This is a genomic window from Actinotalea sp. Marseille-Q4924 (assembly GCF_916618755.1).
Taxonomy (GTDB): domain Bacteria; phylum Actinomycetota; class Actinomycetes; order Actinomycetales; family Cellulomonadaceae; genus Actinotalea.
The window spans coordinates 1,233,615-1,255,711 of record NZ_CAKAKB010000003.1 but is presented as its reverse complement, the minus strand read 5'-3'; the positions used below and the strand labels follow the sequence as shown (position 1 = coordinate 1,255,711).

The following is a 22,097-nucleotide window of genomic DNA, read 5'->3' as shown; positions in this document are numbered from 1 at the left end:
TCTGATCATGCGTTACGTCGATGCCGTCCCGTCCGCGTGGGCGGCCAGGTCCCTCGCCGACGCCGCGCCGGGTCCGTTCTGGCTCGACGACCCGGCTCGCCCGGAGCCGCACCCGCCGCTGGCCGGGTCGACGACGGCGGACCTCGTCGTCGTCGGCGGCGGGTACACGGGACTGTGGACGGCACTCCGCGCGACGGAGCGCGAGCCCGGCCGTGACGTCCTGCTCGTCGAGGGCAGGAGCGTCGCGTGGGCGGCCAGTGGGCGCAACGGCGGGTTCGTGGCCGCGTCGCTGACCCAAGGCGAGGCCAACGGGTCCTCGCGGTTCCCGGACGAGATGGACGTCCTGCGTCGGCTGGGGCGGGACAACCTCGACGCGATCGAGGCCGCCGTGGACCGGTACGGCATCGACGCCGAGCTGGAGCGGACCGGCGCCCTGGACGTGGCGACCGAGGAGCACCAGGTCGAGGCGCTGCGTGCGGAGGCCGGACCCGACGACCGCTTCCTGGACACCACCGCCGTGCGGGACGAGATCGACAGCCCGATGTTCCTGGCCGGCCTGTGGTCCCCGGACACCGCACTGGTGCACCCCGCCAAGCTCGCGTGGGGGCTCCGCCGGGCGTGCCTGGACCGCGGCGTGCGGGTCGTCGAGGGCACCGTGGCGCGGGACCTGCACCGCGACGGACGGCACGTCGTCGTGCGGACGGACGGCGGCGAGGTCCGCGCCCGGCAGGCCGTCCTCGCCACCAACGCCTTCCCGTCGCTGCTGCGCCGCGTGCGGCACTTCGTCGTGCCCGTCTACGACTACGTCCTCATGACCCGCCCGCTGAGCGCGCCGGAGCGCGCGTCGGTCGGGTGGGCGCACCGTCAGGGCCTCGGTGACGTCGCGAACCAGTTCCACTACTCGCGGCTCACCGCGGACGGGCGCATCCTCTGGGGCGGCTACGACGCCGTCTACCACCCGGGCGGACGCGTCCGCCGCGCGTACGAGCACCGCGAGCAGACGTACCTGCGCCTGGCGGAGCACTTCCGGATGACGTTCCCGCAGCTCGAGGACGTCACGTTCACGCACCGCTGGGGCGGGGTCATCGACACGTGCTCCCGCTTCATGCCCTTCTTCGGCACGGCGCACGGCGGTGCGGTGGCCTACGCGGCCGGCTTCACCGGCCTGGGCGTCGCGTCGACCCGCTTCGCGGCCGACGTCGTCCTGGACCTGTTGAGTGGCGAGGCCACCGAGCGCACCCGGCTGGAGATGGTCCGGTCGATGCCCCTGCCGTTCCCGCCCGAGCCGCTGGCGACACCCGTCATCGGTCTGACGCGGTGGTCGCTGGACCGCGCCGACCGCAGCCAGGGCAGGCGGAACGCGTGGCTGCGCCTGCTCGACACGGTGGGTGCGGGCTTCGACTCGTGACCTGCGCCACAGGGCGTCAGGGGGCTGCCACGCGATTGGATTCCGTGGGCCGGGGCCCCTAGACTGCAGCGTGCCCTTCGGGGCGACGGGGCTGTGGCGCAGCTGGTAGCGCACCTGCATGGCATGCAGGGGGTCAGGGGTTCGAGTCCCCTCAGCTCCACCGGAAGTGCTGGTCAGAGGCCACGTCGGGATCCTTGCGAGGAGAACGACGTGGCCTCTGGACATTTAGTGGACACATATTCGCCGACCCAGGGCGGCCGGCACGGTCTGCGGCGCTGCGCGGCAAATGTTCTGCCCCGGCGGCGCACACCTGTCGGTATGGACGCCGATGCCCGGCCGGCCACCGCGCCGACGACGATGACCCTCGCCGAGCTCGCCGCCTTCTTGGCGGTCAGCCCCCAGGCGCTGTACGACCTGCGGTCCAAGGGACGCGGCCCGCGCGGCTTCCGCGTCGGACGGCACCTGCGGTTCCGCGCCGCCGAGATCGAGGCGTGGATCCGGGCAATGGAGGAGGCCGACGGGCGCCGGCACGGCGCGGGCGGGCCACCGTGACCCGCGGGCGTCCGCGCACCCCGATCGGCACGTTCGGGCAGATCGCGGTCACCGACCTGGGTGGGCGGTACCGGGCGCTGACCCGCTTCCGGGACGTGGACGGACGGCTGCGCAAGGTGAGCGCCACCGCCGCGACGCGCCGCGGCGCGGAGGCCACGCTCAAGGCGCGCCTGGCCGGCCGCGCCGGGCCCGGCACCGCCGTCCGGCTCGGGGTGGCCACCGGGTTCGCCGAGCTGTGCGAGCTGTGGCTGGCCGACCTGGCCCACCGCGACATCTCCGAGGGCACCAAGCAGAACTACCGCGACGACCTGCGCCGCTACGTCCGCCCCGCCCTGGCGCAGTTCACCCTCGGTGAGATCACCACCGGCCGCGTCGAGTCGTTCCTGCGGGCCGAAGCGGCCGTCTCCTACTCGCGGGCCAAGCACGCCCGCACCCTGCTGAACCAGCTCTTCGACTTCGCGCTGCGCCACGACGCGATCGCGCGCAACCCCGTGGCGGGCACCTCGCCGCTGAGCCGCCCCCAACGGGACGTCCGCGCCCTGACCCTGGACGAGGTCCAGGCCATCCGTGCCGCCGCCGCCGGATGGCGCACCGGCCCGGACGTCAAGGGACCGCGCCCGGACGGGACGGTCCGGGACATCTGCGAGGTCCTGCTGGGGACCTCCATGCGACCGGGGGAGGTGCTGGCGCTGCGCCCGTGCGACGTCACCGACACCGCCGAGGGCATGACCGTGCACGTACGCGGCACCGTCGTGCGGCGCACCGGGCGCGCTGACAGCCGCCAGGACCACGCCAAGACCGACGCCTCCACGAGGCAGCTCGCGGTCCCGGACTTCGCGGCCCAGGTCCTGCGGCGCCGCATCGGGCAGACGGGTCCGGACCAGGCGCAGACAATTTTCCACAACCGCGACGGCGGTGTGATTTCCCTGCACAACCTGCGCCGAACGTTCCGGGCCTTCCTTGCCGAGGCCGGCCTGGCCGACTCCGGCATCACGCCACGGTGGTACCGGCGCACCGGAGCCACCGTGCTGGCAAGGGGGCTCGGCGTCGACGCGGCCGCCGCGTTCCTGGGTCACACCAACGCCGCAGTGACCCAGGCCCACTACATCCAGGCCGACCCCGCGGTGGACCGGTCCCCGGCGGCGGTGCTGGACCTTACCTTGCGCCCGGACCGTCCCGACGGCGCGCTGCTGGCCCAGCCGGTGGACACGGGTGAACGGGCAATGCTGGACGTCCTGGACCAGGACAGGACACCCCTGGACGGCTGAGGGCAGGCGTGCGCCGCCCGCCCCAGATCGTCCAAGGCGTCATCAGCCCGGCCTCGCTCGCCTCGGAGACCACCAGGTCTTATCTTCAACGACGAACGGACCGCAGCCCTTGCTCCCTGGCTCGAGCACTGCAAGACTTGCCCGCTTCACAGCGCTCTCGGCGGGCTCCCGCCGATCAGCGGTGACGTCCCCGCAGCGACCTCGACGACCGACGGCGTGACCGTCATGCCGGACAGCGTCACGTCGACGACCTGTCTGCCACCTTGGGCCAGCATGCGATCGCCACTTGTGACCGCGAGATCGCTCGAGCGCTCTCAATGCTCGCTGAGCAGTCAGAGGCCGCCGCCCAGCCGCCCTCTTTCCGACAGTCTGGTGCTCGACCTCCGCATCGCGCGTCGTGACGTCATCGCCGTCACCGGACTGGCAACAGATTCCTCAGGGCATCCTCGCGCTGAACTCCTGCCGGCACTTTCGAGGTGTCGCCAGTCCAGGTCGGCTTCTCGGGCTCACCTGGTGTGATGCAACGAGGTCAGGGCTGCAGGGTGACCGTGGCAGGTGCGTCAGGCGCCCTCCGGCGGCCCAGACGTGGCGTTCGTGCTAACGGCGGGGCAGGTTGATGATGAACGTCGTGCCCTGGCCCAGGCCGGGGCTCTCGGCATGTATGTGGCCGTCGTGGGCCTTGATCAGGGCGCGGGTGATGGTCAGCCCGATACCGCTGCCGCCGGTGTTGCGGGACCGTCCGGTGTCGACGCGGTAGAGGCGTTCGAAGATCCGGGACAGGTGTTCGGCGTCGATGCCCGCGCCGGTGTCGGCAACCTCGATCGTCACGCCGAAGGCTGTCGTGCGGCTGCGCAGCGTCACGGTCCCGCCGGTGGGTGTGTGCTGGACAGCATTGGCGATGAGGTTGGCCAATGCCTCGTGCAATCGGTCTGGATCGCCCCAGACTTCGGTGCCATTGTCGTTGGCCAGGTCGAGGCGCACGGTGACGCCGGTGTGCTGGTACGACAGGGCAGCGGAGTCAGCGGCGCTGGTGAGTAGGTTGGCCACGGAGACCGGGCGCAGGCGTAGGTCGAGGCGTCGCTCTTCAGCGCGGGACACCGTGTCCAGGTCCTGGACGAGTCGCTCGATCCGGGACAGTTCCCCGTCGATGCGCGCGAAGGTGGTGTCATCGGCGGGCAGGACACCGTCGGCGATCGCCTCGTGGTAGCCGCGCACACTGGTCAGGGGTGTGCGCAGCTCGTGAGCGAGGTCGCGGAGCATCTCAGCACGCGTACGCTCAGTGGCCGCGATCTCGCGTGCCATCTGGTTGAACGCCCGGTTGAGCATGGTGAGCTCGGATCCGAACCCGGTCTCCGGGACCCGAGCCGTGAAGTCACCCTGCGCGACGGCCGAGGCGGCTCCGGCCAGCCCGCGGACGGGCCGCACGGCACGACGCGTGACGAAGGCGCCTACTCCAAGAGCCGCGATCGTCGCTGCGGTAGTGGCCACGGCCAGGGAGACAAGGGTCGCCCGGGCGAACGCCATGTCTAGGTGGGTGGCGAGTTCGGAGGAGATCGGTCCGACGGTGTCCACGACGTGTGCGCGGAACAGTCCTGGGGCCAGTCCCAGGGCGACGACCAGGAGGGTTGAAGCGCCGACTGCCACCGTCAGCAACTGCGACAGGGCGAGCCGCGCACCGAACCCACCTCGGGGACCCTTCATGTGCCATCACCCATCCGATAGCCGATGCCGCGGACCGTGCGCACGTACCGCGAGGCGGAAGGGTCGTCGCCGAGCTTCCGGCGCAGGTTGGCGATGTGGACGTCGATCACGTGGTCGTCGCCGTACCACTCGCTGCCCCACACGTGCTCCAGGAGTCGTCGGCGTTCGAAGACTGCTCGCGGCCGGGCCGAGAGGGTTTCCAGGAGATCGAACTCGGTACGGGTCAGGTCGACGAATTCACCGGCCAGGGTGACCTCGCGCGCAGCCGGGTCGATGACCAGGCTGCCGAAGCGCCGTACAGGTTCCTCGACGGCGTGGTCCTGACGGGGGCGGCGCAGTAGAGCCTGCACACGGGCGCTGAGCTCCCGCGGAGAGAACGGCTTGACGACGTAGTCGTCTGCGCCCACAGACAGCCCGATGACGCGGTCGACCTCCTCACCGCGAGCGGTCAGGATGAGGATGTACGCGTTGGAGAAGGCCCGCACGCGCCGGCACACCTCGATCCCGTCGATGCCCGGCAGCATGAGATCCAAGATGATCACGTCCGGTCGGATGTCCCCCGCCCGCTCGACCCCTTGTTCACCGTCGACTGCCACATCGACCTCGAACCCCTCCCGGCTCAGGTACTGCATGAGCAGGTGCGCGATCGCGGAATCGTCCTCCACGACCAGCACGTGCCCACGCCCTCCGGTCACCGTGAGGGTGCGTGCCGACGGGTCAGTCATGGGGCTTCCGTCATGTCGACGAACTGACCGTGCCACGAGTGGTACCAGACGTCACCTGTGGTGCTGTTCACCGAGAGCATCCCCTCCAGGGCACCGTCCCGCAGGGCATGAAGGGTGTAGTAGCCCGGTAGCTCCTCCGCCTCGTCCGCGGTGAGGTCACCCTGATCGGCCAGCCATCGGTCGGCGATCTCTTCGGCCTCGGCCGCTGTGACCCGCCCGCTGCCCCACGCCCCTGCGGCCATCATCCCGTAGCGGGTGTTCCACATCCGTGCCGGGCCGTACTCGATCTGCACGGCGCCCGAGGACGGCTGCACCAACAGCTCCGTCGCCAGCTCCCCGTCCGCGCCGACCACCTCGGCGTAGTAGTGGTTGTCGAACTGCATCACCTCTCCCACGCTCATTCCCTTGCTCAGGCTGTCGACGAAGTCTTCGGCGGCGCTCCGGGCATCGTCCAGGTCGTCGACGCTCTGGCCCGTGGTGTCCGATCGGCCTGACAGGGTCCCGCCCATCATCGAACCGTCGCCCCATCCGCCCCCTGCATCATCGAGCCATACCCGCTGCCCGAGATCCCACTGCGCGCGGCCGATCCCCAGGCGCCTACGCCCTCACCCTGGACGAGCATCCACGTCACCGAGCCGACGAGCGCTAGCGCGGCCACCGTCGGGATCCACCATGACGTCCTTGCTCGCGTCACCGGGCACCGCCCTTCCCGTTCGAGCGGCCGGATGCCAAGGTCGCCCGCATGACCTGATAGGCCTCCAGGTCCAGCTCCCCCGCGGCGTAACGGCGATCCAGGATCTGCTCCGGCGTCTCGCTGCCGGACCAGGTCTCACGGCGACCCTCGCGCGCGGTGTCCCCGCCACCGGGAAACGCCCGGATGACCAGCCACACCACGAGTGTGACCAGCGCGACCCAGAAGATCGTCATCGCGATCCAGCCGCCCGCACCCATTCCCCATCCATATCCCATCATTCTCGGACTCCTTCCCTATCTCTTGTTCTGCGGACGTGCCCATGCTGGCCGCCGCCGCTCAAGGGGTAGGTGGGTACAGGCTCAAGATTGGCTCAAGCCTCACCTGGTCGTCGGAGTACATGACGGGAGGGTGCTTCCATGACGCACGGGGACCTTTCTTCACGCGCGCCTCTGCCCGGAACGCTCCCAGTTGCGAGCCGGAACCTGCCGGACGCCATAGCCTGCCCCGCGAGGTCTGGGACCGGCCGCTACAGCAGCGTCTCCGGGTCGACCGGGTCGCCGTCGAGGTAGGCCTCGAAGTGCAGGTGACATGCGGTCGAGGTACCGGTCGTGCCGGAGTACCCGATGACCTGGCCCTGCTTGACCTGCTCGCTCGTGCGGACGGCGAACGACGACAGGTGGTTGTAGCTCGTCATGAGCGAGGTCCCGCGAGGCGATCCGTGGTTGAGCATGACCTGGTTGCCGAATCCCCCGACAGGTTTGGCCCACTGCACGGTTCCGGACGCCGCCGCGACGATCGGAGTTCCGCAGTAGGCCCGGAAGTCCGTGCCGGCGTGAAGCTTGCGGTAGCCGTAGATGGGGTGGATGCGGTAGCCATACGGCGACGTGATGACCGGCGGATTCATCGGACTGGGGGAGCCCAGGATGCCGGGGCCGATCGAGCCGCCGGTCACGGACGGAACAGGTGGAGGCGGCGCGCCGGGTGTGCTCTGGGACCCGGTTCGCTCAGCCTCGCGCCGTCGCTCTTCCTCGCGTTCGACCTCCCGGCGCCGCTCCTGAAGGCGCTCGGCCTCGATGATCTCCTTCAGTTCGTCGGCCAGTGCCGCTTGCTGTGCCTCGTATCGGGCCTTGGCCGCGAGCTGGTCGCCCCGTTGGGCCTCGATCGCGGCGGTCTTCACGTCCTGTTCCGCTAGCAGACCCAGGAGCTCATCCTGACGAGCCTGCACAGCCACCCGAGCGGCATCGGCGTCGGCGACCTTGGCGCCGGTCTCCGCGGTGAGGTCGGCGATCTCGGCCTCCACTGCGGCGAGCCGCGCTTCCTGGTTGCGCGCGGTACCACGGGCCTGTTCGAGTTCACGCAGCGCCTGGGTGTGGACCCTCAGCGCGGAGTCGGTCAGCGTTGAGGCAGCCACCGCCTCCTCCCAGTTCCGAGCGTCGAACAGCACCGACAGGGACGCGCCGGCGAGGTCACCCTGGTAGGCCTTCCGAGCAATCTCGCCGATGCTCGACTGGACGGCCACGGCCCGCTCCGTATCGTCCCGGATCTGGCCCGCTATGGCGTCAGCCGACGCCTCTGCGCTGAGGAGACGCTGCTCAAGAAGGGCGAGCTCCAGCTGCAGTCGGGCCAACGTGTCTTCCGCCGATGCGAGCTCCGCCTCAACGGACGGCAGCTGAGCGGCGATTGCCTCGCGCTCGGCGTACGCGGCGACGAGCGCCGCGTCCGTGTCCTCCAGCAGCTCGTCGATCTCCTCCAGAGAAAGCCCGACGGAGCGTTGCCCCTCCTCGGCGCGCGCGCGTTGGTCGTCGTACTCCGTCGCTTGCACAGGGACGGCGACGGCGACGCCGAGGGTGAGGGCGGCGGCCGCGGCCAACAGCTTGACGTGAACGGCGGTGCGCATCGGTACGGTTCCTCTGGAAGTTCTCCGGGCGCTCGGGAATGGACGCCCGCGATGCGATCATCGACGCGTCTGCCGCTTCTCGACTGGGCAAACGGCGGTTGCTTTTCGTTTCTTCATCGAACATTGACGACCCCTACATCGGGGGCACGGTCCTGGCGCTCCGCCCTGTCATTCCCTTCCCGGCGCTGTTCGGCACCCGCAAACTGCGGCGCCCCGGGTGTGCGACAACCCGTCGTGAGGAATCCCTTCTCTTCGAAGGCTGTCCCTCTGGCTCGTCATTCACGACAGCCTTCTCGGCTCGCGCTCCGGCGGTGACGATGGCATCGAGCTCGTTGGGGGTCCGGAGTGCCGGGATGAATTCCTCACGGCTCCGCCCCCCTGCTGGACGAACGGAACCCGTGGCGGGAGCACGGCGAGCTGGGCGGGCTGCAATGCTGCCCCTGTCCAGCGCCGGTGGGGCCTGAGAGGCGAGCGCCGCTGGATCAGGGCGTTGCTGCCTCTCGTGATGAGCCTGCGGCGGAGCCTACGCGCCGTTCGTCGCTGGCTCCTCGATCACCGTGATGGAACCCCAGTACATGCCCATGCCGCAGGAGTATCGAAGGATGCCCGTCCGCGACGGTGTGAAGGTCAGGACGTTCGGACCCGGTTCCAAGACCATGGGCTCGATCCCGAGGTCGGGGGAGTAGAGAGACGCGGCGCAGCTGACCGCCGCCGAGTCGATCTCCCACCGGACCTCCTTACCGATGTACACGGTCGCGGCCGCGGGCTCGTAGCCTGTCGCCACCTGCGTCGTCTTCAGGACCTGGATCTCGCCTTCCAGCTGGACGTTGGCCGACAGACCGTCTCGCGCAGAGGGTGCGGCGGCCGCCGGTGGTGCAACGAGGGCGGGGGCCAGGACTGCGGCGGCGCCGGAGAGGTTGATCCCGGCGAAAGCCAGGACAGCCACGCCGGCAAAGCGGAAGAAGCGGGTTGCGGTCTTGCCCCGGACCGCCGCTGTGAGACCGCCGATGCCGAGTAGGCCTGGCAGGGTGCCCAGTGCGAACAGGCTCATGATCACACCCGCACGGACTGGGCTGCCGGTAGACATCGCGTACACCTGGACTGCTTGGGTGAAGCCGCAGGGGAGCAGGAACGTGCCGGCGCCCAGAAGGGCTGAGCGCCCGTCGCTGTAGCGGCCGTCGGCCCGATCGAGGCGCAAGACCCTCATGAGCGCAGGCGGCAGGGTCAGGGTCCCGCCGCGCGACAGACGGGGGGACAAGCTGGTGAGCTTCAGCCCGACGGAAGCCATCACCAGGGAGACCACGACCATCATCACTGCCAGGGCGCGGCCGCTGAGTGTGAAGGCGGACCCGGCCAGTCCCACGAGTGCACCCAGGAGCCCGAAGCCGACGATCCGTCCGACGTTGAAGGCCAACTGAGGTCGTAGACGCTGAACGGTCGACGCCGCCGGGTGGAGCTCGGCGTGCCGTGCGGACACTGCCAGCACCAGGCCGCCGACCAGTGCCATGCAGGTGGACAGGCCCGCCGCGACGCCCAGGACTGCCACCATCGCGAGGCTGCCCGACGACGCGAGCGTGCCGACCTGCCCAGCGAGGTCGGTCAGCCCGCTCGTTTGGAGAGCCAGACCCAGGCCGGCGAGGACCCCGACGGCTACGAGGACGTCCCGCCAGACGGCCCGGTCCGTGGTGACCCATTCCTTGTCGTCACGTCCAGGCTCGTAGCCCGCCCGTTGGACCGCTTTGTTGAGCCGGCTGCGGGGGATGTGGGCGTCGGTATGGACGCGTGCGATGCCCCGGCGGACGGAGACCTTGACACGCAGGACGCCTGGGACGGTGCGCAGCGCCTTGCTGATGCGCACCTCGCACGCTTGGCAGGTCATGCCTCTGACGGGCAGGTCGATCACGGCCATGGGACGTCCTCAGGTGAAAAGGGTGGTTTGACGGCCAGGGTGACGACTCCTCAACGGCTCTCGGGTGCGTCCTGAGACCAGGCCGTGAACTTGCGCAGCCGCAGCGAGTTGGACACCACGAAGACGCTTGAGAGAGCCATGGCGGCACCCGCGATCAGGGGATTGAGTCGGCCGGACGCGGCCAGGGGGATAGCGGCGACGTTGTAGGCCAGGGCCCAGAAGAGATTGCCCTTGATGGTCGACAAGGTCCGGCGCGCGAGACGGATGGCGTCGGCCGCCGAGCGGAGATCCCCGCGGACCAGCGTCAGGTCGGATGCCTCGATCGCAGCATCGGTCCCCGTGCCCATGGACAAGCCGAGGTCGGCCTGTGCCAGCGCGGCGGCGTCGTTCACGCCGTCTCCGACCATCGCCACAACGCGGCCCTCGCCCTGCAGGCGAGTGATCACGGCGACCTTCTCCTCGGGCAGGACCTCGGCGATGACGTCGGTGATGCCGAGCGGGGCTGCCACGGCCCGTGCGGCGCGCGTGTTGTCGCCCGTGAGGAGGATCGGGGTCAATCCGAGCGTCCTCAGCTGGCTGATCGCCTGGACCGAGGTGGGTTTGATGGTGTCGGAGACGACGAGGACCGCGCGTGCGCTGCCGTCCCACCCGACTGTGACAGCCGTGCGGCCGGCAGCCTCTGCCTCGTCGACCGCCAGCACGAGCTCGGGTGGCACCGCCAGTCCTTCGCCGGCCAGCCATAAGGCGCGGCCTGCGAGGACCCGTCGGCCGTCCACCGAGCCGGTCACGCCGCGACCTGGGGTGTTCGCGAAGTCGGTCAACGATCCGAGGGCGATGCCGCGCTCGGTGGCGCCGACGGCGACCGCGGCGGCGATCGGGTGCTCGGAGGCGTTCTCCAGTGTCGCGGCGAGGCGGAGCGCCTCGTCGGCGTCTGTCCCGTGAGCGGGGACGACGTGGACCAGGGACATGCGGCCGGTGGTCACGGTCCCGGTCTTGTCCAGCACGATGGTGTCGACCTTCCGGGTGGACTCCAGCACCTCCGGGCCCTTGATCAGCACGCCTAGCTGGGCCCCGCGGCCTGTTCCGACGAGTAGGGCGGTCGGAGTCGCCAGTCCGAGGGCGCAGGGGCAGGCGATGATCAGCACGGCGACGGCGGCGGTGAAGGCGGAGACGACGTCGCCGGTGAGCCCGAGCCAGAAGCCGAGGGTGCCTACTGACAGCGCGATGACGATGGGGACGAAGACGGCCGAGAGGCGGTCGGCGAGCCGTTGAACGGCCGCCTTGCCCGACTGGGCGTCCACGACGAGGCGCGCGATCTGTGCGAGCTTGGTGTCCGCGCCGACCCGGCTCGCTTCGACGACCAGGCGCCCGCCCGCGTTCACTGTTGCTCCGGTGACCGGGTCCCCCGGCCCTACCTCGACGGGGACTGACTCGCCGGTCAGCAGCGCTGCGTCGATCGCGGAGGTGCCCTCGACGACCACGCCGTCCGTCGCCACCTTCTCTCCGGGGCGGATCACGAACCGGTCCCCGACGACGAGCTCTTCTATCGGTACGCGCACCTCGGCCGCGCCGTCGGGCCCAGGACGAAGGATCGCCACGTCTTTGGCGCCGAGCTCGAGGAGGGCTCGAAGCGCGGCTCCGGAGCGGCGCTTGGCGTGGGCCTCGAAGTAGCGACCCAACAGGATGAACACGGCCAGGGCGGCGGCGATCTCCAGGTAGATCTCCGACGAACCCGCGCCCGGCTCGGGGAACAGCGTGAAGTCCATGCGCATGCCGGGCATGCCGGCATCACCGAGGAACAGTGCCCACAGGGACCAGGCGAAGGCGGCAAGGACGCCCATGGAGATGAGCGTGTCCATCGTGGCGGTGGCGTGGCGCAGGTTCTTCCAGGCGGCGCGGTGGAACGGCATCGCGCCCCACACCACGACCGGTGCAGCCAGGGTGAGCGAGAGCCACTGCCAGTTGTCGAACTGCAGGGGCGGCACCATCGCCAGGGCCAGGACGGGGAGGGTCAGGGCACCGGAGATGACCAAGCGCCGGCGCAGGCTATCGACCGGGTCTTGTGTCCCGGGCGCCGTGCCTGCCGCAGCTCCGCCGTCCTGGTGCTGGGGTGGAGCGGGTGGCGTGGGCAACGCGGCCGTGTAGCCGGCGTCCTCGACCGCACTGATGAGCTGGTCGAGCGAGATCGCAGGGGGATGAAGCACTTTGGCGGACTCCATCGCGAAGTTCACGCTCGCCGTGACGCCGTCGATCTTGTTGAGCTTCTTCTCGATCCGCGCAGCGCACGACGCACACGTCATACCGCCGATCGCGAGCTCGACGGCGGAGGTGCCCGAGGCGGAGGTGGGCTGGCTCGTGGTACCGGTGGTCATCGTGGGTCTCATCCCCTGATCGTGTTGCCGAGTGCAAGTGCCGCTGCAAAGACCAGCACGAGCGCCACCGCATAGGCACCCAGGCGGGCCCAGGCCCCGCCGGTCACCAGCTCAACCCGGTGACGGCGTACCCGGCCTCGTCGACGGCGACCGCGACGAGGCCGGGGTCCACCGGTCTCTCACTGGTAACGGTGACGCGCCCTGTCTTGAGGTCCACCTGCACGGCCTGCACGCCGTCCACCTTGGACACCTCCGCGGTGATCGACGCGACGCAGTGCCCGCAGGTCATGCCCGCTACGTCGTAGGTGATGCTCATGGCGGTGCCCTTCGTCGGAGGAGAGGTTCGCGCCCGCGCGTCGACCGACGCCCCGGGGCGCCCGAACGCTAACCGGCGGGGCAGGCACAACTTGCGGGCAAAGGGCCCGTGCCAGGGCATCTTCAGCATCTCTTCATGAAGGCGCCGCGGTCCGCGTCGACGCTCCCCGTCGGTCGAGAGCCATCTCTCCGGGACCGCGGCGGCAGTTCACGCTCGAGAAGGTGCCATGGCGGCCATCCCGGCGTCCCCGAGGTCGAGGATGCGGCGGCGGCACATGGTCCGCCCCTGAGAAGGTGGCGAAGAAGATCCGAGGGACCACCTCGCCCCGAGCGGCCGGCGTCCCTGCGCCGCCGGGGCCGGCCCGCACGCCAGGCAGGTGGGTCGGCAGGATCGCGTGGCGCCGAGTCACGCTGTGGGGGTGGGGGCGACAAGGCCGTGAGCCGAACCAAGACGCTCCTGGGGCACGCGTGGCCCGGCTCGTCAGGTGGGCAGGTGAATCTCGAAGCGCGCACCGGTGCCGCGGCCGTCACTGTGGGCGCTCACGCGGCCCCCGTGGTAGGCGACGATCGCCCGGACGATGGCGAGGCCGATGCCCGAGCCGCCGTGGCCTCTGTCGCGCGCGGTGTCGGCTCGGTAGAACCGTTCGAAGACGTGGGGGAGGTGCGACGGGTCGATGCCTTCACCGTTGTCCGTTACGGCCAGACAGAGAGCACCTTCCTCGCTGAGCTGCGCGCTCAACTCGACTCGTCCCCCTGTCGCGGTGTGGCGAAGCGCGTTGTCGATGAGGTTACCCAGAACCTGACCCATGCGATCTGGGTCCACGGCCACGGACGGCAGGTCGTCGTCGATGGCGACGTCCAGTGCGACACCGCGCGCCGCGAAGTGTTCCAGAGCAGCCGTGTACGCCCGCTCGACAAGATCGCGGGCGGTCGTCGCGTGGCGGACCAGCCCGAGGTCGCCGCGCTCGGCTCGTGTGACGGCCGCCAGGTCGTCGGCGAGCCGCGTCAGGCGGGATCCCTGATCACGCAGCACCGCGACGGTCTGCGGCGTCAGGCTCTCCACGCCGTCCTCGACGCCCTCGAGGTAGGCGTTGATGACCGCGACCGGTGTGCGCACCTCGTGGGCGACGTCGGCCAGTAGTCGCTGACGGAGGGCATCGCTGTCATGCAGGCGGTCGGCCATGTCGTTGAACGCCTGGGCGAGCTGCTCGAACTCGGCGCCCAACTTCGGGCTGGCGACGCGCGCGTCGAACTCACCCGTGGAGATCCGGGTGACCGCCGCAGCCAGGGCACCGAGCGAGGTGGCGATGCGACGGGTCAAGAACACGCTCACCGCCAGCGAGGCCAGGACGGATGCGCCAAGAGCGATGGTCAGCGCCAATGCGCTGGCCGAACGAAAGGCCGCCTCCGCGTGGAGCACCGTGGGCGTCTCCTCGCGCAAACCGGCCTCGAGCATGTGCGCGTGGAACACGACGGGGCCGACCGCTCCCGCCACGAGCCACGCAGTCAGCCCGCCCGCGAGCACCACCAGGGCCAGCGCTGCCATGAGCCGACCCCCGAGGCCGGGGCCCGGAGACCAACCGTCTTCGGTCATGTCCCCGGCCCGACCCGGTAGCCGACGCCACGGACCGTGCGGATGAACCGCTGCTCGGCGACGGTGTCACCGAGCTTCTGTCGGACGTGAAGCACGTGGACGTCGACGAGGTGCTCGTCCCCCACCCAAGTCGCCCCCCACACGTCCTCGATGAGGGCGCGTCGGCTGAACACCCGGTTGGGGCTCTTGGCGAGCGTACTCAGGACGTCGAACTCCGTCCTGGTCAACGGCACCAGGGCGCCGTCAAGGTGCACCTCCCGCGACTCGAGGTCCACGGTGAGGTCGCCCAGGGTCAACGGCTCTGCGGACGCGGGCGTGGCCTCCGCCCGGCGCGGACGGCGCAGCAGTGCTGTGATCCGGGCCATCAGCTCACGTGGGCTGAACGGCTTGGTGATGTAGTCGTCCGCGCCGACCGAGAGCCCGATCAGTGTGTCGATCTCATCGGTTCGCGCCGTCAGCATCACGACGTAGCAGTCGGAGAAGGTCCGCAGCTGACGGCAGACCTCCACGCCGTCCATGCGCGGCAGACCCAGGTCGAGGACGACGACGTCCGGGTCGACGGACCGGGCCGAGTCCAGCCCTTCGGGCCCGTCGAAGGCGAGGTGCACCTCGAAACCGTCCCGCTCCAGGTAACTGGCGACGACTGACGCCAGCGCGCGTTCGTCGTCGATGACCAGGGCGCGGCGGATCGTCTCAGATGGCATGCGCCCATTGTGCGGGTGGACCGCGCACCGGGCGGGCGCTCAGGGCGACGTCCGGCGCGGATTCACCGAACGTTGATCGAACGAAGACCGGGGCGCAGCACGACGTCGGGAACCTGGTGGGGATCGACCACCCTTTGCCTCTGGAGACCTCCATGACCTCGCCACCTGAGTCCGCGCCGGTCCACGTGACCGTCGTCCATGCGCCGGCGTGCCACCTCTGCGAAGACGCCGTTGACGCCCTGGCTGACCTCGGGCAGAGGTGGCCCCTGACGGTACGGGTCGTGGAGCTGGAGTCGACCGAAGGAGCGTTGCTCGTCGCGCAGCACCGGCCCGCGATGAACCCGCTCGTCGTGGTCGACGGTGCGTACTTCAGCTCGGGCCGACTGCCGCGCAAGAAGTTGGTCAAGCTGCTGACCGGCCGCGTACTCCCGAGCGCGTCCGCCTCCGCCGTGAGCGTGTGAGGTGGGCGCCGAGCTGTTGACCACGGGCAGCATCCTGGCGGCGTTCCTCGCCGGCGGGGTCGCATTGTTCGCGCCGTGCTGCATCGTGTTCCTGGCGCCCAGCTACCTGGCCGGCGCGGTGAAGAACCGCCGCTGGCGGCTGCTGCCGCTCACCTTTATCTTCGCTGCGGGTCTGGCTGTCGTCCTGGTCCCCATCACCCTCGGCATGAGCCTGCTGGCCGGTGCGATCGCCCGGTACCACGTCCCGCTCTACATCGCCGGCGGCGTGCTGATGTTCGCCTTGGCGGTCCTGTCCTTCTCCGGCACCATGTGGTCGCTGCCCAGCTTCTTGCGCGCTCCCGACACCTCACGCGGGGACAGCGCCAGCTTCTTCTCACTCGGGGTGTTCTCCGGAATCGCCTCGAGCTGCTGCGCACCCGTCCTGGCCGGCGTGATGACCCTCTCGGTCTTGTCCGGCTCGGCCGTCGGGGGCCTCGCCCTGGGCCTCGCCTACGTCTTCGGCATGGTCTTCCCCCTGTTCGTCATGGCCCTGATCTGGGACAAGGCCCGGCTCGGGGAGCGCAAGGCTCTGCGGGCGCGCCCGGTCCGACTCCGGATCGCCGGACGCACGATCGTCACGAACACGCTCAACATCGCCGTGTCGGTCGGGTTCGTCGTCATGGGTGCCTTCGTCATCGCCCTCGCCGGTGACACGGACATGACCGGCGGGACCGAAGCGCAGGACGTCGCCGCGAGCACTCTGACCAACGCGTTCCTGGCGGTTCAGACCTGGGTGAGCCCCGTCCCCGAGCCGGTGCTCGGACTCGGTCTGCTCGCAGTGGCGACCGCGTTCGTGTGGGTCACTCTCGCTGATCGTCGCCGACAGCGGCACGGGGCGGCGAACGTCACTTCCATGACCCACGGCTCTGACGGCGAGGCCGCAGTGGATGACGTTCCCAGCAGCACCAGTGCACCCACCTGCCACAGCACCGCCACCGAGGAAGAAGTGGTCCCATGACATCCGGAACAGCGACGCGACGCTTGGCCGAGCGCCAGCAGATGCTCGACGAGATTCGCCACGCGCAGGAAGCTGTCGCCAAACGCCGGCACCGCATCAGCCTGGCCGCATGGGGTGCCGCGCTTGTCATCGTCGTCACCCTTGTGGCAGCGGCGCTCATCTCCTCCCGACCGGTCATGTCATCCGAGGCCCGCGTCGCACCCGATTTCACTCTCCCGACCTCGAGCGGACAGACGGTGACCCTGTCCTCACTGCGGGGCTCGCCGGTTGTCCTTTACTTCAACGAGGGCGCCGGCTGCGACTCCTGCCTCATGCAGATGGCCGAGATCGAGAAGGATCCCGCCTTCGCGGAAGCGGGGATCACCGTGCTGCCGATCGTGATGAACACCGCAGAGCAGATCAACGCCGAGCGAGCACGCCTGGGCGTGACCGCGGACTTCCTCCTCGACGACGGCACCGTGTCGGAGCAGTACGGCACGCTCGGCACCGGGATGCACGAAGGGTTGCCCGGTCACGGGTTCATCCTGATCGACGCCGAGGGCGTCCAGCAGTGGTACGGCAACTACCCGTCCATGTGGCTCGCGCCGCAAGACCTCCTCAAGGAGGTGCAGAGCCGGCTGTGAGCCACCGACATTCTTCATCTGCGAACGAGAGGACAGTGCGATGAGCACCTGTTGTACCGAGGAGACCGGCGAGTGCTGCCGCGCCGCAAAGGTCAGTGACGGCTCCGAGGTTGAGCCGGAGGCCGAAGCGACGAGTGCGAAGAGCCACGCGTGCTGCGGGGGTGGTCGGTCCGCGCACTGAGACGACCACGAGCCGCCACCTGACAGTTGGTCCGACCCCGTGCGGGTCGGACCGACGTGTGTCCCCGGTGCGAGCGACGACCCGCGGAGCTTGCGGACCGAAGTCGGCGTCATCCGCGCACGGACAACCACGAGGCCTCGGCCGCAGGGCGGCCCTCCCGAGAGAGCGAGGAGGACGCTCCCGGGGAACGGCTCTCGGCTTCCAGCCCTCGGCCGATGAACACCGATCGAGTCAAGGGAGGTGATCTTCCCGGACCTGCCGTGCGTGGCACGGTCACCGGTTGAGGGGCATCGCCCCGCGGCCGAGACTTGCGAGGGCCCGAACCACAGGAGGAGCACATGTTGCGTGGACTGATCTCGGTAACCGGTGGCCTGCTGATTGTGCTCGCGTTGCGCGACGTGTTCCACACTCTGTGGCACCCCACCGGCCAGGGGGGGCTCAGCGGCGTTCTGAGTCGCGTGGTCTGGCGGGTCTTCAGACGCCGTAGTCCGGAGCTCCGAGAACTTGCCGGGCCGGCTGCGGTTGCGGTGATCATCAGCACGTGGCTTGCTCTGGTGGTGGCGGGCGGCGCCCTGACGTACTGGCCGCACCTGCCAGGTTCGTTCAGCTACAGTCCGGGACTGTCACCGGGCCGCGGCACCGAGCTGGTGGACGCGGTCTATTTGTCGCTGGTCACCACCGCGACCCTTGGCTTCGGGGACATCGTGCCCACGACCTCGTGGCTGCGTGTCCTCACCCCCCTCCAAGCATTGATCAGCTTCGCTCTGCTCACCGCCTCGGCCACCTGGGTCCTGCAGCTCTACCCCGCCCTGACTCGACGTCGGGCCCTGGCACAGCGGATTGCGAACCTGCGCGACGCAGGGTTGCACGAAGCGATCAAGGGCAACGACCAGGCCGGCGCGCGCCTCATCGAAGGCGTCGCAGAAGGGCTGGCGCAAGTCCGAGTCGACCTGACGCAGTACGCCGAGACGTTCTACTTTGTTGAAGCGGACCCGAGCATCAACATCGCCTGCACGGTGCCCTACACCTACGAACTGGCCGAGACCGCCCAGCGGTCGGACAACCGCGAGGTGCGGCTCGCCGGTACCGCCCTCGCCCGAGCGGCCGACTCGCTCGCCATGAGACTCGCGGAGCACCTCGACACGGGCCAGGACGACCTACCAGCGGTGTTCACGACATACGCCACCCGAATGGGCTCCTGCACATCAGCCGGTAGATGAGCCCAGAGGCGAACGGCGCCAGGTCGCCAGGCCGCTCGCGGCAACTGCTCGCCGCCGTCGGGGCGGAACCCTTGGCAGGAGTCAACGAACTGCGTTGTTCCGGGTGCTGCATGAGGTCCGCTCAATGACCGGCGTGGGAGTGGCCGTGCCCCCCACTGCCTGGCTGAGTGTGGCGGCCGCGGCGCTCGGGCTCGGTAGCGACGACCAGTGCAGCGATGATCGTGGTCAGTGGGATGGCGAGGACCAGCCCGATCGAGCCGACAAGGGTGCGTGCGATCTCTTCGGCGAACTCTCCGCTCCCGATCATCTGCATGACCGGCAGGCGGTACACCTGGACGAGGAGGAGGACGGGCAGCGCTGCGCCGGCGTAGGCGAACGCGATCGTGTACACCGTGGAGGCGATGTGGTCACGCCCGATACGCATGCCGCGCGAGAACAGGTCGCCGACACCCGCATCGGGGTCCGCTGCACGCAGCTCCCAGACGGCGGAGGCCTGAGTGATCGTCACGTCATTCAGGACTCCCAGGCCTGCCAGTACGACGCTGGCCAGGAACAGGCCGCGCAGTGCTGTGCCGTCCAGGTTCCCGGTCAGCTGCGCCAGGCGATAGTTCTCCTCGACCGAGATGCCGCTGATCCGTGCCGACCTTGCCGCGACCACACCGAGCACTGCGGTCGCGCCCAGCCCGGCGAAGGTGCCCAGCAGTGCCGTTGTCGTCCGTCGTGAGAGTCCATGGGCGAGGTACAGGACGACGAACATGATCGCGGAGGAGCCAGTGAGCCCCACGAGCAGCGGATCGCTGCCTTGGAGGAGAGCCGGAAGCACGAACACGGCGATGACGACCGAAGCGAAGCCCAGACCGAGGAGAGCGCGCAGTCCCCGCATCCCGGCGACGGCGACGACCCCGTACAACACAGCCAGGACCCCCAGCGGCACGGTGCGGGCGTAGTCGTACCACGCCCATGCCTCCGGCTCGTCAGCGGTCTGCAGGTACCTGACCAGGACGACCGTGGTCCCGGGCGCGAGGTCCTGCGGGCGGATCAGAGCCGGGGCCCAGACCTGGACCGTCTGCCCGACAGCGTCGGAGGTGGTGACCCGTGCGGTGACAAGGGTGCAGTCCACTTCCGCAGGGATGGACCCGTCCGGTCGGCGGTCCTCGTTCGAGCCGCCACACATCTCGCTGGACGCATCGACGACCTCGGCCTGGGGGTACTCGGCGGCCACCGCGACGACGCCTGTCGCCGGCGGGTCGTCGGTGGGCCAGAACTCTCCCAGTCCGAGGCCCGTCAGAGCGGCGATCGGGGCCAGGAGCGTCGCCAGGACCAGCGTCGTGCGATGAAACCGCCGACGCCTCCTCTGTGCGACAGGCGCACCCCCGGCTGCACCGTCAGAGCGGCTGGTCACATCGTGCGCGCCGTCGCTGGGCATGACCCCTGGGCGTGGTGTCACAGCATTCGCCGGTCCCAGAGGAAGACGCCGCGGCGCCCTGTCGTGCCCGCGGTCGCAGCTGTCCACCATCGGTGATGCAGCGGTCGCCCCGGGTCACCATCGGTCGTGGTCAGGTCCCGGAGATGCCCTTCGACATCCGCGAGCCGGATGTCGCGCGTGGTCGGGACGTCGTCGAACTGGGCCATGAGGGCAGCCTTGGAGACCGGGGGCAGATCGTTCAGTGGTGCCGATTCCCGACCGGTCAGCTGGCGTCGGTAGAACGGTGACCGTTGCAACCCGTGGACGCGCACGGCCTCCAGACGGTGCTGCTGGAATGCCAGGAGCTCCTCCCGGGTCCAGGTGTCCCGGCGGGCGAGCGAGCGGCGACCGGTGAGAACCCGGGCCATGACGCCGGTGTCCATCACCGCCCGCCCGCAACCGCAGCCTCGGACCCCTCGAGGACCGTCCCACCTGCGCCGGCCGGAGGCCCGCCCCTGCGCGGTCGCGACCGCGCCTCTGCGCGCGCAGCGCTGAGCATCACGGCGAGCCCGACGGCGATGCTGAGCAGCGCCCACAGCTGCGGCTGGGTCATGCCGAGGAGTGCGGAGTCGTTGATCCTCAGGTTCTCGACCAGGAAGCGGGCAGCACCACTGAGCACGAGGTACCCGGCGAAGACCACCGGCAGGCGGACGTGGCGCGCGAACCGCGTGAGCAGCAGTGCGATCACCACGGCGGCCAGCGCCTCGTACAACGGAGTGGGGTGCACCGGCACGTCGGTGGGGACCGCACCGTTCGGGAAGGCCATGCCCCAGGGCAGGTCCGTGGGCCTGCCGTAGGTCCCGTCACCGGACAGCAGGCAGCCGAGTCGGCCGATGCCGTACGCGACTGTCAACGGCACGGCCGCGAGGCCGGCGACGTCGGGGATGGGCAGGCCGTTGCGCCGGGCGACGACCAGCGCCGCTGCGACGCCGCCCAGGAGCCCGCCGTACCAGGTGAACCCGGTGCCGGCGAAGTCGTGAGCGGTGACGTCGGGCAGCTGCTCGGCGAGGTAGTAGAGTTTCGCGGCCGCGAAACCGACGACAGTCGCCCACAGCACCAGGCTGTGGGCGACGTCCTTGCTGTACCCGCGGCGCTGGAAGGCGCGACCCAGGAGGAATGCCCCGACCACTGCGGCGAGCGCCTTGCTGAGGCCGTAGGTCTGGATGTCCAGGCCCAGGACGGAGAAGAGGACAGGTTGCATCGGTGGAGTTCCCGCCGGTGGGTCCGTCGGTGGCGCGCCGGGTGCGCGCCCCTCGCTGCGGACGCCTCCAGCGTTTCCTGGGGTGATGAAGGATCACGCGGCGGGCGATCAAGGCTCGATGAAGAACGGCGCGCAGCGAAGCGCTCGCGGGTGGGACGGCGCCGGAGCAATCCGGTCATAGACCGCGGAGCAGGTTCTCCATCTCTGTGATCTCCAGTGTCTGGGCGTCGATGATCGACCCGGAGAGGCGGAGGGCTTCAGCGTTCTCGCCCTCGCCCCGGTGCTCTTCGGCCATCTCGATCGCACCGCGGTGGTGCTCGACCATCACCTCGAGGAACCGGCGGTCGAAGTCGCTGCCGGACAGACCGGAGAGCTCGGCCATGACCGTCTCCTGATCCATCCCGTCCATCTGCATCGCACCGTGGTCCATGCCGCCCATGTCCATCTCGCCCGGCAGCTCCTGGCCCCACGCGTCGAGCCAGCCGGTGAGCGCCTCGATCTCCGGGCCCTGCGCGGCGGCGATGCGCTGGGCAAGGGCGTGGACCTCGTCGCCCTCGGCCTTCTCGATTGCGAGCTCGGCCATCTCCACCGCACCCTCGTGGTGCACGATCATCATCTGGGCGAACTCGGTGTCGGCGTCGTTGTAGACCTCGGCCGCCGCGGCGTCCTGGGCTGCAGGCGACGGGGACGGGGCGGTCGGTGCGGTCTCCTCATCGACCGTTGCGCTGCCACATGCGGCCAGCGTCAGTGTCAGCAGGAACGCTGTGGCCGCTGCGGCAGCACGGGACGAGCGGCGTGCGTGAGTCATCG

At 69.8% G+C, this 22,097-nt stretch carries 21 protein-coding genes and 1 tRNA gene; 8 read left to right on the top strand and 14 right to left on the bottom strand.

The genetic code is table 11. The annotated features are described in order from the left end of the window. Window positions 1-7 precede the first annotated feature (7 nt). From LG379_RS12575 to LG379_RS12560, 4 genes are all read left to right on the top strand, one after another. Window positions 8-1,408 carry an FAD-binding oxidoreductase gene (locus LG379_RS12575; protein WP_225754854.1) on the top strand — a complete coding sequence of 467 codons (1,401 nt, stop codon included), beginning with the start codon at window positions 8-10 and terminating at the stop codon, window positions 1,406-1,408. A gap of 87 nt (window positions 1,409-1,495) precedes the next feature. Then, a tRNA-Ala gene (locus LG379_RS12570) sits at window positions 1,496-1,568 on the top strand. Window positions 1,569-1,726: 158 nt separating this feature from the next. Further along, window positions 1,727-1,960 (top strand): AlpA family transcriptional regulator, encoded by a 234-nt coding sequence (locus tag LG379_RS12565; RefSeq protein ID WP_225754853.1) that lies wholly within the window; start codon window positions 1,727-1,729, stop codon window positions 1,958-1,960. Next, window positions 1,957-3,228: a tyrosine-type recombinase/integrase gene (locus LG379_RS12560; RefSeq protein WP_225754852.1), complete on the top strand. Its 1,272-nt coding sequence runs from the start codon at window positions 1,957-1,959 to the stop codon at window positions 3,226-3,228. Before LG379_RS12565 ends, LG379_RS12560 begins: the two co-directional genes overlap by 4 nt. Before the next feature lie 597 nt (window positions 3,229-3,825). Here the strand turns inward: LG379_RS12560 and LG379_RS12555 are convergent. From LG379_RS12555 to LG379_RS12510, 10 genes are all read right to left on the bottom strand, one after another. Next, a complete protein-coding gene (locus tag LG379_RS12555; RefSeq protein WP_225754851.1) occupies window positions 3,826-4,929 on the bottom strand; it encodes a cell wall metabolism sensor histidine kinase WalK in 1,104 nt (367 codons plus the stop codon). Next, window positions 4,926-5,603 (bottom strand): response regulator transcription factor, encoded by a 678-nt coding sequence (locus LG379_RS12550; RefSeq protein WP_225754850.1) that lies wholly within the window; start codon window positions 5,601-5,603, stop codon window positions 4,926-4,928. Before LG379_RS12550 ends, LG379_RS12555 begins: the two co-directional genes overlap by 4 nt. A 47-nt stretch (window positions 5,604-5,650) precedes the next feature. Further along, a complete protein-coding gene (locus LG379_RS12545) occupies window positions 5,651-6,055 on the bottom strand; it encodes a hypothetical protein (protein WP_225754849.1) in 405 nt (134 codons plus the stop codon). 289 nt (window positions 6,056-6,344) lie between these two features. Continuing rightward, window positions 6,345-6,605 carry an SHOCT domain-containing protein gene (locus tag LG379_RS12540; protein ID WP_225754848.1) on the bottom strand — a complete coding sequence of 87 codons (261 nt, stop codon included), beginning with the start codon at window positions 6,603-6,605 and terminating at the stop codon, window positions 6,345-6,347. A 269-nt stretch (window positions 6,606-6,874) separates the two neighbouring features. Further along, window positions 6,875-8,245 carry a M23 family metallopeptidase gene (locus tag LG379_RS17010; RefSeq protein ID WP_304522449.1) on the bottom strand — a complete coding sequence of 457 codons (1,371 nt, stop codon included), beginning with the start codon at window positions 8,243-8,245 and terminating at the stop codon, window positions 6,875-6,877. 523 nt (window positions 8,246-8,768) lie between these two features. Beyond that, entirely contained in the window at window positions 8,769-10,154 is a 1,386-nt protein-coding gene (locus LG379_RS12530; protein WP_225754847.1) for a sulfite exporter TauE/SafE family protein, read from the bottom strand. Window positions 10,155-10,204: 50 nt separating this feature from the next. Next, window positions 10,205-12,538: a cation-translocating P-type ATPase gene (locus LG379_RS12525; RefSeq protein WP_225754846.1), complete on the bottom strand. Its 2,334-nt coding sequence runs from the start codon at window positions 12,536-12,538 to the stop codon at window positions 10,205-10,207. A gap of 91 nt (window positions 12,539-12,629) precedes the next feature. After that, a complete protein-coding gene (locus tag LG379_RS12520) occupies window positions 12,630-12,842 on the bottom strand; it encodes a heavy-metal-associated domain-containing protein (RefSeq protein WP_225754845.1) in 213 nt (70 codons plus the stop codon). 480 nt (window positions 12,843-13,322) lie between these two features. Further along, entirely contained in the window at window positions 13,323-14,387 is a 1,065-nt protein-coding gene (locus tag LG379_RS12515; protein WP_225754844.1) for a cell wall metabolism sensor histidine kinase WalK, read from the bottom strand. Between the two features lie 44 nt (window positions 14,388-14,431). Further along, on the bottom strand, window positions 14,432-15,139 hold the full coding sequence (locus tag LG379_RS12510) for a response regulator transcription factor (RefSeq protein WP_225754843.1): 708 nt from the start codon (window positions 15,137-15,139) through the stop codon (window positions 14,432-14,434). Window positions 15,140-15,291: 152 nt separating this feature from the next. Here LG379_RS12510 and LG379_RS12505 point away from each other — a divergent pair, with 152 nt between their 5' ends. The 4 genes from LG379_RS12505 (at window position 15,292) to LG379_RS12490 (ending at window position 18,621) form a co-directional block, all read left to right on the top strand. Next, window positions 15,292-15,600 (top strand): glutaredoxin, encoded by a 309-nt coding sequence (locus LG379_RS12505; protein WP_225754842.1) that lies wholly within the window; start codon window positions 15,292-15,294, stop codon window positions 15,598-15,600. 16 nt (window positions 15,601-15,616) lie between these two features. Then, on the top strand, window positions 15,617-16,597 hold the full coding sequence (locus LG379_RS12500; RefSeq protein ID WP_370634511.1) for a cytochrome c biogenesis CcdA family protein: 981 nt from the start codon (window positions 15,617-15,619) through the stop codon (window positions 16,595-16,597). After that, the gene (locus tag LG379_RS12495) at window positions 16,594-17,220 is read left to right on the top strand and encodes a peroxiredoxin (protein ID WP_225754840.1); all 627 of its coding nucleotides are present in this window, start codon (window positions 16,594-16,596) and stop codon (window positions 17,218-17,220) included. The genes LG379_RS12500 and LG379_RS12495 overlap by 4 nt, the downstream gene beginning before the upstream one ends. A 519-nt stretch (window positions 17,221-17,739) precedes the next feature. Continuing rightward, entirely contained in the window at window positions 17,740-18,621 is an 882-nt protein-coding gene (locus LG379_RS12490) for a potassium channel family protein (protein ID WP_225754839.1), read from the top strand. A gap of 121 nt (window positions 18,622-18,742) precedes the next feature. On the opposite strand, the gene LG379_RS12485 is transcribed toward LG379_RS12490, so the two are convergent. The 4 genes from LG379_RS12485 to LG379_RS12470 all read right to left on the bottom strand — a co-directional run bounded on the left by LG379_RS12485 (window position 18,743) and on the right by LG379_RS12470 (window position 22,095). Then, window positions 18,743-19,843, bottom strand: a complete 1,101-nt coding sequence (locus LG379_RS12485; protein WP_225754838.1) for a YibE/F family protein — start codon at window positions 19,841-19,843, stop codon at window positions 18,743-18,745. 221 nt (window positions 19,844-20,064) lie between these two features. Beyond that, on the bottom strand, window positions 20,065-20,469 hold the full coding sequence (locus LG379_RS12480) for a hypothetical protein (protein WP_225754837.1): 405 nt from the start codon (window positions 20,467-20,469) through the stop codon (window positions 20,065-20,067). Continuing rightward, the gene (locus LG379_RS12475) at window positions 20,469-21,287 is read right to left on the bottom strand and encodes a prolipoprotein diacylglyceryl transferase (protein ID WP_225754836.1); all 819 of its coding nucleotides are present in this window, start codon (window positions 21,285-21,287) and stop codon (window positions 20,469-20,471) included. The genes LG379_RS12480 and LG379_RS12475 overlap by 1 nt, the downstream gene beginning before the upstream one ends. Before the next feature lie 175 nt (window positions 21,288-21,462). Then, entirely contained in the window at window positions 21,463-22,095 is a 633-nt protein-coding gene (locus tag LG379_RS12470; protein ID WP_225754835.1) for a DUF305 domain-containing protein, read from the bottom strand. Between the last annotated feature and the right edge of the window lie 2 nt (window positions 22,096-22,097).